The organism is Xanthomonas sp. SHU 166, from assembly GCF_000364685.1.
In the GTDB taxonomy this organism is placed as follows: Bacteria; Pseudomonadota; Gammaproteobacteria; order Xanthomonadales; family Xanthomonadaceae; genus Xanthomonas_A; species Xanthomonas_A sontii.
Map to the genome: position 1 here is coordinate 1 of NZ_AQOJ01000127.1, position 13,589 is coordinate 13,589.

Genomic DNA, 13,589 nt, shown 5'->3' on the forward strand with positions numbered 1-13,589 from the left:
TGTCCAGATACAAGGAGCGGCTTCAGCCGCGACGAGGCGCTGCCGGGAATGCCTGTCGCGGCTGAAGCCGCTCCCGCGAGGACAACGGCGTTTCTCGCCGAGCTGCGGTAAGCAGCGAAGCGGGTCATGGAAGCTGCCTGTGCCGGGCTTGTGCGATCTCCCCGACCGAGGCGCGGCACAGGCGTGCCAGGCGGCCGTGACCCAACCGGACGGATGCGAGTGCAGGCTTCGCTCCATGCGCCTCAAACACCACGAGACGCTGCGCGCCGGACCCTCGCACCAACCCCTCTCTCAACGGAAGAGGGGCACGCGATCGCGATGCGCATGCAGCCCATCGTTGCCCAGTAGCGTTTCCGCCAGAGGTGCAGCTGGCACGGCCTGCGGTGGCGATACGGCGAGAATCGACGCGCTGCGCGGCGAATCGCGCACAACGCGCAATCGTCTACAAGTGCGCTGTAGCCGCGTGTTGACAGCGTTTTCAGCGCCATGCAGGTTAGGACGCACGGGCGTCCAGGGGGATCTGCACGCCCGCATGTTCGTCTTCTTCTGTGCGCCGCGGCCGGCGCAGGGTGGCGCGTGCCGGCGGCATGCGCAGCACGGTCGTGGGCGCGGCGCAGCGAAGAGGGCGCCGCAGGTCGTGTTCGCACGGCGCTGCTTCCATCCGCTGCCGGGGACATCGCATGCCACTTCGCTCATCCACCACGTTTGCGTTCGGCATCGTGCTGGCGCTGTACGGCGCTGCCGAGGCGCGCGCGCAGGACGCAGACACCGCCGCGCCCAAGGCCGCCGCCACCACTGACCTCGGTCAGGTCGTGGTCACCGGCTCGCGGATCAAACGCTCGGAGGTGGAGGGCGCAGAGCCGGTGCTGACGATCAGCGCGCAGCAGATCCAGCAGGAAGGTTTCCTCACCGTCTACGACGTGCTCAGCACGCTCAACCAGCAGGGCAGCGTCGAGGCCGACACCAAGTACGGCTCGCACACGCCCAACGCCTCGCCGGTGAGCCTGCGCGACCTCGGTCCCGGGCGCACGCTGCTGCTGGTCAACGGTCACCGCGTCGCCGACTATCCGCAGCCCTACGCCGGCGAGAGCAACTTCGCCAACTACGCCAACATCCCGTCCGCGGCGGTGGAACGCATCGAGATCCTCACCGGCGGCGCCTCGGCCATCTACGGTTCGGACGCGGTCGCTGGCGTGATCAACGTGATCCTCAAGCAAGGCTACGAGGGCAACCAGGTGCGCCTGCGCGGCGGCACCGCCACCGCCGGCGGGCGCGACGTGGTCGACCTGTCCTGGGTCGGCGGGCGCAGCGGCGACAAGTGGAACCTGACCTACGCGCTGCAGTGGACCCGGCGCGATCCGCTGTCGGTCGGCGAGCGGCCGAAGATGGACGACCAGGACGACGAGTCCTACAGCAACTGGACCGCGCAGGCGCGCAAGTACGGCTTCAATCCATTCACCGGCCTGAGCCTGGTCGACGCCGGCGACAACACGCGCCTGGCGCCGCCCAGCGGCACCTGTGCGCGCTTCGGCGGCCAGTTCGTCGACGCGCAGCGGCTGAACTACGACTACAACAGCGACACCGTGCGCAACCTCGGCGGTTACTGCGGCATGGCACACGACTACGCCGACTGGCTGGCCGCCAGCGGCGGCGACAGCGGCTCGGCGTATCTGTACGGCACCTTCGACTTCGACAACGGCGTGCAGGCCTGGAGCACGCTGTCCACGACCAAGAGCGTCGGCTACTGGACCTACGACCCGCCCTACGTCTACCTCGGCCCGTTCCACGACACCGGCAGCGACCGCGACCTGTACGCGATCCGCCAGCTCACCCGCTACGAATCCGGCGGCTGGAAGAACCTGGCCAACACCACCAGGGAACTGTCCTGGGACCTGAGCGCCGGCCTCAAGGGCCGCCTCGCCGATCGCTTCGATTGGGAAGTGGCGGTGGGCCGCGCGCGTTACACCGTCGACGAATACGTGCGCACCGTGGACACGCAGAAGGCCACCGCCTACTTTCTCGGCCCGCAACTGGGCAGCACCGCCGACGGCACGCCGATCTACGATCTCGACGAGTCGCGCTGGTACCAGCCGCTGACCGGCGCGCAATACAACGACCTGGCGGTGAAGGCGCACAACCGCGCCGATTCCTGGGTCAACCAGGCCAGCGCCAACATCACCGGCGAGCTGCTGCAGGGCTGGGCCGGGCCGATCAAGTTCGCCGCGGTCGGCGAAGTGGCCAAGCAGGGCTACCGGCTGTCGCCCGACCCCTGCGCCAACACCTGCTATCCGCTGGACGTGGTCGACTACGGCGGCGGCGAGCGCCTGCGCTACTCCGGCGGCATCGAGTTCGACGTGCCGCTGCTGTCCAAGCTCAATGCCAGCCTGGCCGCGCGCCACGACCGCTACGGCGACTATCGCGCCTACGGCAGCGACCTCGGCGCGGCGATCGGCACCCAGCGCGACACCACCTGGAGCGCCGGCCTGGAGTGGCGGCCACTGAGCACGCTGCTGCTGCGCGGCAGCGTCGCCACCAGTTTCCGCGCCCCGGACATGCACTACGTGCTCGGCGAACCCAGCTCCACCCAGCAGACCGTGATCGACCAGTACCGCTGCATCCAGAAGGGCTACTACCTCACCGGCGGCTGCAGTGCCGAGAACAGCGACGTGTTCTACCTGATGCAGGTCAACCGCCGCGGCACGCCCGACCTGGAATCGGAACACGGCCGCTCGGTCACCGCCGGCTTCGTCTGGGACATCGCCGAGGGCCTGTCGCTGACCGCGGACTACTACCGGATTCGCTTGCAGGACATGATCAAGGACCTCAACCGCGACGAGGTGCTCAGCGCCGAAGCCGGCTGCCGCACCGGCCTGACCACCGCCGGCGGCGTGTGGGTCAATCCCGGCGGTGCCGAGTACTGCGCGCGCATCCTCTCGCGCGTGTCGCGCGATGCCGACGGTCGCGTCACCGGCATCGAGCAGGGGCCGATCAACATCGCGCAGATGCACGTGTCCGGCGTCGACGCCTCGCTGAAGTACCGCTTCAACACCGCGCGCTGGGGCAACTTCAGTGTCGCCCTGGATTACAACAATCTGATCGGCTACCACGAGCAGACCTATCGCACCGACGACGACAAGAACCTGCGCGACCAGAAGATCCGCAGCAAGCTGCGCGGCAGCGTGCACTGGGAGAACGGCGGTCCGCTGGATCTCACTCTCTATGCCAAGCGCTTCGGCTCCACCCAGGCGGTGAACTGGGGCACCTGCACCCGCTTCGACGACGGCTACCAGCCCAGCCCTTCCGACGCCTGCCGCGTCACCGACAGCGGCAACCGCCACTTCGGCGAGAGCACCACGCGTTACTTCGGTCGCGTCGGCCCGGCGCTGTACTGGAACCTCACCGCCGGCTACCGCATCGCCCCGAAGATGAAGGTCAACCTGTACATCAACAACGTGCTCGATACCGTCGGCTACGACAACAAGGAGCGCTACTACGGCTACCAGTTCTACAACACCACCCTGTACGACGCGATCGGCCGCGAGGTGGCGATGGAATATGTGTTGGATTTCTGAGGGGCCGGGAATGGGGAGTCGGGATTCGGGATGCGCTCTAGCCCCTCTCCCTCCGGGAGAGGGGTTGGGGTGAGGGTCCGGAGCGCGCAGTGCCACGTAAGAACCCACGCGTCAAAGGCTCCTACGCGATGACGGCGACATCATGGCCCTACCGCCGCGTTGAACCGCTTTTCCGATTCCCCATTCCCGGTTCCCCTTTTCCGGCGCCACAAGTTGCTGATGCAACTGTGGCGCTGCCGCAAACCCTGTGCTATCACTACGTCCCATGAACGCTTCCTGCCGCAGCTTTTACTTTTGGTATTACGGTTTTCCGATGCCGCTGGCGGAGGAAGGATCGCGTTCACCCTGAAGGACACTTCAGCCGCAATCCCGAAAGCCGCCAGCGAACCTGGCGGCTTTTTTCATGCCGCCGGATCTGGCCCCCACCCAGCCCCCCGACGAGACACGCACATGGCCCCGCACACCGACGATCTGCGCATCCGCAAGATCGAACCGCTGACCCCACCCTCCCAACTGCAGGCGCTGCTGCCCTGCGACGAGGAGGCTTCGCAGACCGTCACCGCCGCACGCGCGGCGCTGCACGAGATCCTGCACGGCCGCGACGACCGCCTGGCGGTGGTGATCGGTCCTTGCTCGATCCACGACCCGGTCGCGGCGATGGAGTACGCGCAGCGCCTGCGCCCGCTGCGTGAGACCTACGGCGATGCGCTGGAGATCGTGATGCGGGTGTACTTCGAGAAGCCGCGCACCACGGTCGGCTGGAAGGGCCTGATCAACGACCCCAACCTCGACGGCAGCTTCGACATCAACAAGGGCCTGCGCCTGGCGCGCGGCCTGCTGCGCGACATCAACCGCCTGGGTCTGCCGGCCGGCGTGGAGTTCCTCGACATCATCTCGCCGCAGTACATCGCCGACCTGGTGGCCTGGGGCGCGATCGGCGCGCGCACCACCGAGAGCCAGGTGCATCGCGAGATGGCGTCCGGCCTGTCGTGCCCGGTGGGCTTCAAGAACGGCACCAGCGGCGACGTCAAGATCGCGGTCGATGCGGTCGGCGCGGCCTCGCATCCGCACCATTTCCTGGCGGTGACCAAGGACGGGCAGACCGCGGTGGCGGCCACCGCCGGCAACCCCGATTGCCACGTGATCCTGCGCGGCGGCACCCAGCCCAACTACGACGCCGACAGCGTGGCCGCAGCGGCGCAGGTGCTGGAGAAGGCCGGCCTGCCGGCGCGGCTGATGGTCGACGCCAGCCACGCCAACAGCGGCAAGAACCCGGACAACCAGCCCAAGGTGATCGAGGACATCGCCCGCCAGCTCGAGGCCGGGCAGACCCGCATCGTCGGCGCCATGGTCGAGAGCCACCTGCGCGGCGGCCGCCAGGACCTGGTCGCCGGCCAGCCGCTGGTCTACGGCCAGAGCATCACCGATGGCTGCATCGACTGGGACAGCTCGGTGCAGGTGCTCGAGCGGCTGGCGCAGGCGGTGCGCGCACGGCGCCAGGCGCGCGTGGCGCAGGCGGCCTGAGGGCGCTGCTGGGAGAAACGCACGCAGCCTGACCGGCTGCGTGCGTGGGGGCGGGGGAGGCCGGAAAGAGGGGCCGGACGCGCCGCCGAATGCGAAGGGAGAGAGCTTCGGTATCGACGGCTGCGTGCCGGTGATGACGTTATCCGCCCATCCGGTGACCACGGTATGCCGGTGTGTGGCAGCGGCTGGCAAGGTGTTGGCGGGGCGTTAAGACCGGTTGTCGCCGGTTCAGCGCGGCGGCGTGGAAGTGGCGCGATGAGATGTACAAGCCGCGCATTGAGGGGCCGGGGGCATAGCGGCGATCGCCTGCCGGATGCACCAGGCCCTGCTCGGCGCGACGCTGTTCCAGCGCCATGCGCGTGGGGTCAAGCTGACCGCCGAAGATCGGCAACTGGCCGATGCCGCCAGCGCCGCGTTGGCCGACATCGGGGTCTGACCGATAGGTGCTGCCCGAATCGCATGCGCGCATGTGCGGACGCCGCTGCTGGCGAAACCGGTCACCGTGTCGATAATGCCTGCATGGCCGCCGACTCGCCCTGGTTCCTGTACCTGCTCGAATGCCGCAACGGCAGCTACTACGCCGGCATCACCCCGGACCTGCAGGCACGCTTCCAGGCGCACCTGCGCGGCGCCGGTGCCAAGTACACCCGCGCCAACCCACCGGTGCGGCTGCTGGCCAGTCGCGCCTACCCCGACCGTGCCGCCGCCTCGCGCGCCGAGTACGCACTCAAGCAGTTGCCGCGTGGCCGCAAGCTGGCGTTCCTGACCGCGCCCGAGACCGCATCTGGCCCCGACAACCTGCAAGCGACCGCCGAATCCGCAGCGGTGTCGTAGGAGTGGCTTCAGCCGCGAGAAGCGTGACCCGTAACGCCCGTCGCGGCTGCAGCCGCTCCCGCGACGATGCCGCACATTCGCGCAGATTCTGGATGCGAGAGGACTGCACTGTGGGAGGGACTTCAGTCCCGACGCGCTGTCCCGCAGTACTCGGCGGCCTTCCAAAAGAATCATCGGCAGCCGTCGTAGGAGCGCTTTCAAGCGCGACCTCGTGGAAAACGCGTCGCGGCTGAAGCCACTGCTACCAGGGCACTGGACATTCGCGCAGATGTCGGGATGGCAGGGCTGCAATGTGGGAAGGGCTGCATGTCCCGCTGCCGATCGGTGGCTCAGCCGCCCGCGTGCATCGTCCCTGTATCCAGCCAGCGCTGGTGCCAGGACAGCGCCTCGGGCAGCAGGTGCGGGGTGTGCTTGCCATAGCTGGCGTGCAGGGCGCGATCGAAATAGTCCTGCAGTTGCGCGCGGTAGCTCGGGTCCACGCAGTGCGCGAGCAACTGTTGCGCGCGCTGCCGCGGCGGCAGGCCGCGCAGGTCGGCCAGGCCGTGCTCGGTGACGATGATCGAGACGTCGTGTTCGGTGTGGTCGACGTGGCTGACCATCGGCACGATCGAGGAGATGCTGCCGTTCTTTGCCGTGCTGGGGCTGAGGAAGATCGACAGGAAGCCGTTGCGGGCGAAGTCGCCGGAGCCGCCGATGCCGTTCATGATGCGGCTGCCCATCACGTGGGTGGAATTGACGTTGCCGTACAGGTCGGCTTCGATCATGCCGTTCATGCCGATGCAGCCCAGCCGCCGTACCAGTTCCGGATGGTTGGAGATTTCCTGCGTGCGCAGGATGATGCGCTCGCGGTAGAAGTCGATGTTGCGCTTGAACTCCTCGTTGGCCTCCGGGCTCAGCGCGAAGCCGGTGCACGAGGCGACCTTGAGCACGCCGCTGCGCAACAGGTCGAGCATGCCGTCCTGGATCACTTCGGTGAAGGCGCTGAGGTCGCGGAAGCCGCTGCTGGCCAGGCCGGCCAGCACCGCGTTGGGAATGTTGCCCACGCCGGACTGCAGCGGCAGCAGGTTGGGCGGCAGCCGGCCCTTGCCGACCTCGTGCTGGAAGAACGCGATCAGGTGCTCGGCGATGCGTTGGCTGGTGGCATCTGCGGGCGTGAACGGGCTGTTGCGGTCGGGGCCGTGGGTGCGCACCACCGCCACGATCTTGTCCGGGTCGCAGCGCAGCGACGGCTCGCCGATGCGGTCGTCGGCATGCAGCAGCGGGATCGGCTTGCGATGCGGCGGCAACGCCGTGCCGTAGTACACGTCGTGCATGCCGTCGATGCCGGCCGGCTGCCAGTCGTTGACCTCGACGATCACCTTCTTCGCCAGGTCCAGCCAGGTCTTGTTGTTGCCGACCGAGGTCGACGGGATCAGGCTGCCGTCCTCGCGGATGCCGGCCACTTCCACCACCGCGGTGTCGATCTGCCCGTAGAAGCCGAACCAGACGTGCTGGGCGACGTGGCTGAGGTGGATGTCGATGTAGTCCAGCGTGCCGGCGTTGATGCGCTGGCGCGCGTCCGGGTCGGACTGGAACGGCATGCGCAGGGCGATGCCGTCGGCCTTGGCCAGGGCGCCGTCCAGCTCCGGCGCGGTGGAGGCGCCGGTCATCAACTGGATCTTGAACGACTGGCCCTGCAGGTGCGCCGCCTCGATGCGCTGCGCCAGCGCCATCGGCACCGCCTTGGGATAGCCGGAGCCGGTGAAGCCGCTCATCGCCACCGTCTCGCCGGGCTGGATCAACGCCGCCGCGGCCTCGGCGCTGACGATGCGTTCGCGCAGGCGGGGATGGAGGATACGTTCGGCGGACATGCGGCGACCATGGCGTGGGAAGGGGAGGGCAATTATCGCGGATCGGGCCGAGGCCCGCGTTGGGGTGTGTCCCCACTTTTTGCGCTTGTCGCGTGGCGGCGCATGCGGCGCAACGGACGCAGCGATGAGGATGTACGCCACGGTCTGTGCGATGTGTGCGGCGCTTCGCGCGCCGGACCCTCACCCCAACCCATCTCCCGGTGGGAGAGGGGCGCTGGTTTCTCCGCTCTCCTTGTGGGGTCTGGTTTGCGATGGCAGGACGCAGCGCGCATGCAGCCGGTGCAATGGAGCGGCCTGGCGGCCCTGCGTGCACCGCCACGCAACGCCGGGTATGCGCCACCGTCGCTTTCACGCGTTCCACGCCGCACCGCGGCGATAGTGCGGCGGTGCCGCTCTCCGCCCGCCCACTGACCGCCGTCCACGCTCGCTACCGGCGTCTGCCGCGCGGCTGGCGCCTGCTCCTGCGCGGCATGCTGATCGCCTACCTGCTGTATCTGCTGGCCGGCAACGTGTTCCTCAACACGCCGCTGTTCGACCTGGCCACCAACCGCAAGCCGGAGAAGTTCCGCATGCACACTGGGCCGGCCGTCACCGTACTGCCCGGCTTCATCACCGCCTGGAACGTGCGCATGCGCGGCCACGTGCAGCGCAATGTCTGGCAGGTGCGTGCCGACCGCGCCAGCGCGCGCATCGCGCTGCTGCCGCTGCTGCATCGCGAAGTGCGCCTGCCGTGGATGGAAGCGGTGAACGTGATCGGCGAGATGGACCGCGTCGAGGAGATGATCCCGCCACCGCCGCCCAGCGACCAGGGCTGGACCCTGCGCTTCGACGCGATCCACAGCGGCACGCTGCGCCGCGCCCGCTTCGGTGATTTTGCGATCGAAGGCAAGGGTCACGGTACCGTCGGCTTCCTCAAACAGTTGCGTGGCGGCCCCTCGGAACTGTTCCGCTCGCAGATCGTGTTCGAGGACGCCAGCGTGCGCTACGGCAAGCACCAGATCGCCGACCAGGCCACGCTGGACGCGCGCTTCTCGTTCCCGCGCCACTACCGCGCGCAGGCGCCGGGGCTGCGCAAGTTGGGCATCACCGACCTGGCGCTGCGCATGCATGGCCGCAGCGTGGCCCTGCGCATCGACACCGCCGGCGACACCACCAAACTCAGTACCGAACCCGGCCTGGGCCACGTGCAGGCCGATCTGCACCTGCTGCGCGGCGCGCTGCAGCCCGGCAGCACGCTCAACTGGCGGGTGCCGCTGCATGCCGGCGTGGGCGCCACCGATCGCGGTGTGCTGACGCTGCTGCTGGACGTGGAGGGCGAGGACATCCGCGCCCGCGCGCGCCTGCCCGGCCAGGTCGATCCGCGCAGCATGCTCGATGCCGACCTGCGCATCGCCGGGCGCCAGGTGCCGTTCGACGACCTGGCGGCGTTGCTGCCGCGCACCTCCGGCCGCGTGCAGGGACGCTGGCATTTCGAATCGTTGAACTGGATCAGCGACCTGCTGGTGCGCAAGCCGTGGTTCCAGCTCGACGGCGGCGGCGACGTCGCCGCCGATCTGCAGTTGCGGCAGGGCGCGCTGCAGCCCGGCAGCCGTCTCGACGTACCCGACGTGCAGGCGGTGGCGGAGATCATGCGCGTGCGCCTGAGCGGCAAGGCGCAGGCGGTCGGCCGCATCGTCGGCAGCGCCGAACAGCCGCGCACGCAACTGGACGTGCGCATGCGCCGCTTCGCGCTGGCGCCGCTGGACGCGCCCAAGGCCAGCTTCGTCGAAGGCGAGAACCTGCAACTGGACTTGCAGGGCGACGGCGCGCTGGCCACCTTGCGCGACTCGTTGCAGGCGCGGCTGCGCTTCGCCGATGCGCGCGTGCCGGACCTGCGCGCCTACAACCGCTATCTGCCGGCGGCGCAGGTGCGCGTGCTCGGCGGCGATGGACGGCTCAGCGGCGACTTGCAGTTGGACGCGTCCGGCCAGGTCGGCCAGGGCACCGTGCGTGTGCTCGGCCGCCAGGCGCGGCTGCAGACCGCGGGCCTGGAGCTGGCCGGCGATCTCGACCTGGACGCGCGGCTGCGCCGCGCCGAGCTGCAGGACAAGCGCTTCGATCTGAGCGGCAGCACCCTGCGCCTGCAGGGCGTGCGCTACGGCACCCAGCCCAGGCAGGGCGACTGGTGGGCGACGCTGCGCATTCCGCAGGGCCGCATCGCCGCGGCGGCGCCGGTGCAGGCCGATGCGCAGGTGCAGATGCAGATGCGCGACGCCGGCCCGGTGCTGGCGGTGTTCGCGCAGCACAGCGATGCGCCGGCGTGGTTGTTGAAGCTGGCCGATGCCGGACAACTGCAGGCCAGCGGACAGCTGCGCTGGCGCAAGGATGCGCTGTGGCTGGATCGGGTCGCGGCGGAGAACGAACGGGTGGCCTTGCGCGCGCGCCTGCGCGTGGGCGATGCCGGCACGCAGGGCGATCTGTATGCGCGCTGGGGCGTGCTCGGCGTGGGCGTGGCGCTGCGCGGCGAACAGCGGCAATGGCATCTGCTCGGCGCGCGCGAGTGGTACGACAAGCAACCGGCATGGCTGCCGGAGGCGCCGGCACCGGCGGCATCGCCTTAGCGCCACAGAGATCGCGTTGGGCGTGCTTCGCTGGCTGCGGGTGGATGCGCTGTGCGCCGCGCCACGCCGGCATGCGAAAGCATGCAACGCGCGTATCCCCCGCTTTATCTATTCCCCATTCCCGTCTCCCCATTCCCGCCCACGCAGAATGTACTGCCCGGTATCGTTTTGCAGTGCAGCGTGCAATGTCCAAAAAAAGCGCCCAAGATCGCCCTGCATCCCGACGTGGGGGAGGGAGCAAAGCCCGCTGGCAGTTCGCTGCAAGCGGGCTTTTTTATTTCAGTCGGCGGGCATCGCGTCGCTGCCGGAAAGTGCCTCGGGTGATTGCGACAGTTGTTGCGCTAGCGCCTCCGCTGCCGGCGTTCGGTTGGCCTCGCTCCACAGCAGCCGGAAGCTGGCGTGCGGCAACGGCGGCAATCCAAAGCGCTCGTCCACGGCGACCATTCCCGCTTCCAGATCTTCCTGGGGCAGGGCGGTGATGGCCAGGCCGGCCTTCACTGCGGCACGCAGTCCCTGCTGACTTGGCGAGGTGAATGCCACTCGCCAGGCGAGATCGGCGCGTTCCAGTGCAGCGGTTCCCACCTGCCGGTGCAGGCAGGGCTTGGGCGCAAAAGCGAGCGGGACTGGCGCATTCGCGGCCGGCGCGAACGCTGGCGCGGCCGCCCACACGAAGCGGGTTCGGCGCAGCAGGGGCGTTGTCGGGTCGTCCTCCAGTGCGAGTGTCACCGCCAGGTCGAGGGAGCCCGCAACGATCTGCTCGTGCAGCGCGGCATAGGTATCCACCGTCACGTCCAGCCGCACCGCCGGAAACATCCGTGCGAACCGCGCCAGCATTGGCGGAAGGCGATCGCCGACGTAGCTTTCGGGGGCACCGAAACGCACCGTGCCGGACACCGGAGAACGCCGGAAACGCCGTGCGAGCGCGTCATGCGCCTGCAGCACCTGCGTCGCATGGCGAAGAAAGTCTTCGCCGTCTTCGGTCAGGCTCACCCGGCGGGTTGTGCGATTCAGCAGTGCCGTGCCGGCCTGCGCTTCCAGTTTGCGAATGTGATGGCTGATGGCCGACTGGGTGAGGTGCAGCCGTTCGCCTGCGCGCGTGAAGCCGCCAGTCTCGTTCACCGCAACGAAGGTGCGTAACAGATCCGGATCGTAGTCCATGCGATTCAGTCCATTTTTTAATTAATTCAAGAAAATTAAATCATTTCCATCATCCATTGTGTGCTCCCAGACTGGAAGTCAGCCGCTCCCAAGCCCGAATCGACCCGCCGTGCACCGGTCGGTCCGCTCGGCGCCGCGGGCGGATGTCCCTCTAGGAAAAGCCCATGACGCACCTTCCTTCCGCGCGCAGGAACACCCTCACGCTGGCGGCCGCCTGCCTGGCTTCGCTGATGTTCGGTCTGGAGATCTCCAGCGTGCCGGTGATCCTTCCCCTCCTCGAAGCGGCGCTGCACGGCAGCTTCCGCGATCTGCAGTGGATCATGAATGCCTACACCATCGCCTGCACCACCGTGCTGATGGCGACGGGCACGCTGGCCGACCGCTACGGGCGCAAGCGGATCTTCCTGATCTGCGTGTTCCTGTTCGGCGTGACCTCCTTGGTATGCGGCCTGGCAGGCAGCACGGCGCTGCTGATCGCTGGTCGCTTCCTTCAGGGGATGGCCGGGGGCGCCATGCTGGTGTGCCAGTTCGCCGTGCTCTCGCAGCAATTCGCAGACGCGACGGCCCGTGCCAAGGCGTTTGGGATCTGGGGGATCGTCTTCGGCATCGGCCTGGGTTTCGGCCCGATCATCGGTGCCGGCATCGTCGCGTTGTGGAGTTGGGAATGGGTTTTCCTTGTGCATGTGCCCATTTCCGCGATCGCTCTGGGACTGGCGCTTGTCGGTGTCGAGGAGTCGCGCGATCCGCAGCGGCGCCGTTTGGACGTTGCCGGGATCGTCTCGCTGTCGGTCGCGGTGCTCGCCTTGGCGTGGTTCATCACGCAAGGGCCGGTAGCCGGCTTTGGCAGCGTTTCGTCGCTGGCGAGTCTGATCATCGCCATCGGCAGCTGCGTCGCGTTCGTTGTGGCGGAGCGCCGCGCCGATGCGCCCATGTTCGACTTCTCGGTGTTCCGCATCCGCGACTTTTCCGGCGCCCTGTTGGGCTCGATGGGCATGAACTTCAGCTTCTGGCCGCTCATGATCTATCTGCCGCTGCTGTTCCAGCATGGGCTGGGCTACGGCAACGTGGCCACCGGACTTTCGCTGCTGGCTTACACCTTGCCGACCCTGGTGCTGCCGCCGTTGGGCGAGCGGCTGGCGCTGCGCTACCGCGCGCATACCGTGATTCCTGCCGGCCTGTTTGCGATCGGAGCCGGCTTGTTGCTGATGGCGTGGGGCAGCGGCACGGTGCGGGCCAGTTGGTTGACGATGCTCCCCGGGTGCCTGCTGGCCGGTACCGGGTTGGGGATCGTCAACACCCCGGTGACCAATACCATCACCGCGTCGGTCTGCGTCGCGCGTACCGGCATGGCCTCCGGCATGGACACCAGTGCGCGCCTGATCAGCCTTGCGATCAATATCGCGGTCATGGGATTCATCCTGGTGGAGGGCGTGTTGTCCTTTCTCCGCCGGACGCTGCCGACGGCTGACGCCACGTTGCTGCGGGGGCTGGCTGAGCGGCTTTCCGGCGGAACCGCACACGCGGCGGGGCAGGGCCTCTCCACGCCGACGGTTCCGCCCGACGTCGCGGCGGCAGCCATGATCCAAGGCATGCAATGGGTGATGTTGTATGGCGGCATCAGTGTCTGGATCCTCGCGCTCTGCAGCGTGATCGTGTTCGGCAGGCGTGGCGCCGAACATCGGTCTGCCGTGTCGAAAGAGGTCGCCTGATGGACGCGCGACCGAGGCGAAGGCGCTCGGCCGGTTGCCCATGACGGAAGCGCCGCGTCGTGCGCTGCGCCCGAAGCCCGGGCGCTGGGACGTGGATTGTCCGCGGTGGCGCGTGCACATGCGCCGGCAGCGCCGCTGCGCCTCGACTGCCGCGAACCGTCGTCGAAGCGGGGTGCGCGGCGCCGGTTGCGTGTGCGTCAGGTCGGCATGGCCTGCGACGGCGGTTCCGGCGACGCCGGCAGTTCGGGGCGGGTCGGGTCCACGGTCAGCGGCTCGTCGCTGCGCAGCAGCGCATGCGCCTCGGCTTCGCTGGCCACCGCCGGCGGCGAGCCGCGCAGCGGC

At 68.4% G+C, this 13,589-nt stretch carries 7 protein-coding genes and 1 pseudogene; 6 read left to right on the plus strand and 2 right to left on the minus strand.

All coding sequences use genetic code 11. From position 1 onward, the window contains the following. Positions 1–680 precede the first annotated feature (680 nt). The 4 genes and pseudogenes from D180_RS04995 (at position 681) to D180_RS05005 (ending at position 5,930) form a co-directional block, all read left to right on the plus strand. Positions 681–3,572, plus strand: coding sequence for a TonB-dependent receptor (locus tag D180_RS04995; protein ID WP_017911935.1), 2,892 nt, complete (start codon positions 681–683; stop codon positions 3,570–3,572). A gap of 450 nt (positions 3,573–4,022) precedes the next feature. Further along, positions 4,023–5,096 carry a 3-deoxy-7-phosphoheptulonate synthase gene (locus D180_RS05000; RefSeq protein WP_017911936.1) on the plus strand — a complete coding sequence of 358 codons (1,074 nt, stop codon included), beginning with the start codon at positions 4,023–4,025 and terminating at the stop codon, positions 5,094–5,096. A 319-nt stretch (positions 5,097–5,415) separates the two neighbouring features. After that, positions 5,416–5,523 (plus strand): annotated as a pseudogene (locus D180_RS23380) (LysR family transcriptional regulator); the annotation flags it as partial. A gap of 92 nt (positions 5,524–5,615) precedes the next feature. Then, the gene (locus D180_RS05005) at positions 5,616–5,930 is read left to right on the plus strand and encodes a GIY-YIG nuclease family protein (protein WP_017911938.1); all 315 of its coding nucleotides are present in this window, start codon (positions 5,616–5,618) and stop codon (positions 5,928–5,930) included. Positions 5,931–6,259: 329 nt separating this feature from the next. Here D180_RS05005 and D180_RS05010 read toward each other — a convergent pair whose 3' ends face one another. Beyond that, positions 6,260–7,780: an acetyl-CoA hydrolase/transferase family protein gene (locus D180_RS05010; protein WP_017907322.1), complete on the minus strand. Its 1,521-nt coding sequence runs from the start codon at positions 7,778–7,780 to the stop codon at positions 6,260–6,262. A gap of 284 nt (positions 7,781–8,064) precedes the next feature. Between D180_RS05010 and D180_RS05015 the strand changes: the two genes are divergently transcribed. Next, positions 8,065–10,380 (plus strand): hypothetical protein, encoded by a 2,316-nt coding sequence (locus D180_RS05015; protein WP_232760338.1) that lies wholly within the window; start codon positions 8,065–8,067, stop codon positions 10,378–10,380. A 279-nt stretch (positions 10,381–10,659) separates the two neighbouring features. On the opposite strand, the gene D180_RS05020 is transcribed toward D180_RS05015, so the two are convergent. Continuing rightward, a complete protein-coding gene (locus D180_RS05020) occupies positions 10,660–11,538 on the minus strand; it encodes a LysR substrate-binding domain-containing protein (protein WP_017911940.1) in 879 nt (292 codons plus the stop codon). A gap of 164 nt (positions 11,539–11,702) precedes the next feature. Between D180_RS05020 and D180_RS05025 the strand changes: the two genes are divergently transcribed. Beyond that, positions 11,703–13,247, plus strand: a complete 1,545-nt coding sequence (locus D180_RS05025) for an MFS transporter (protein WP_017911941.1) — start codon at positions 11,703–11,705, stop codon at positions 13,245–13,247. Positions 13,248–13,589: the final 342 nt, after the last annotated feature.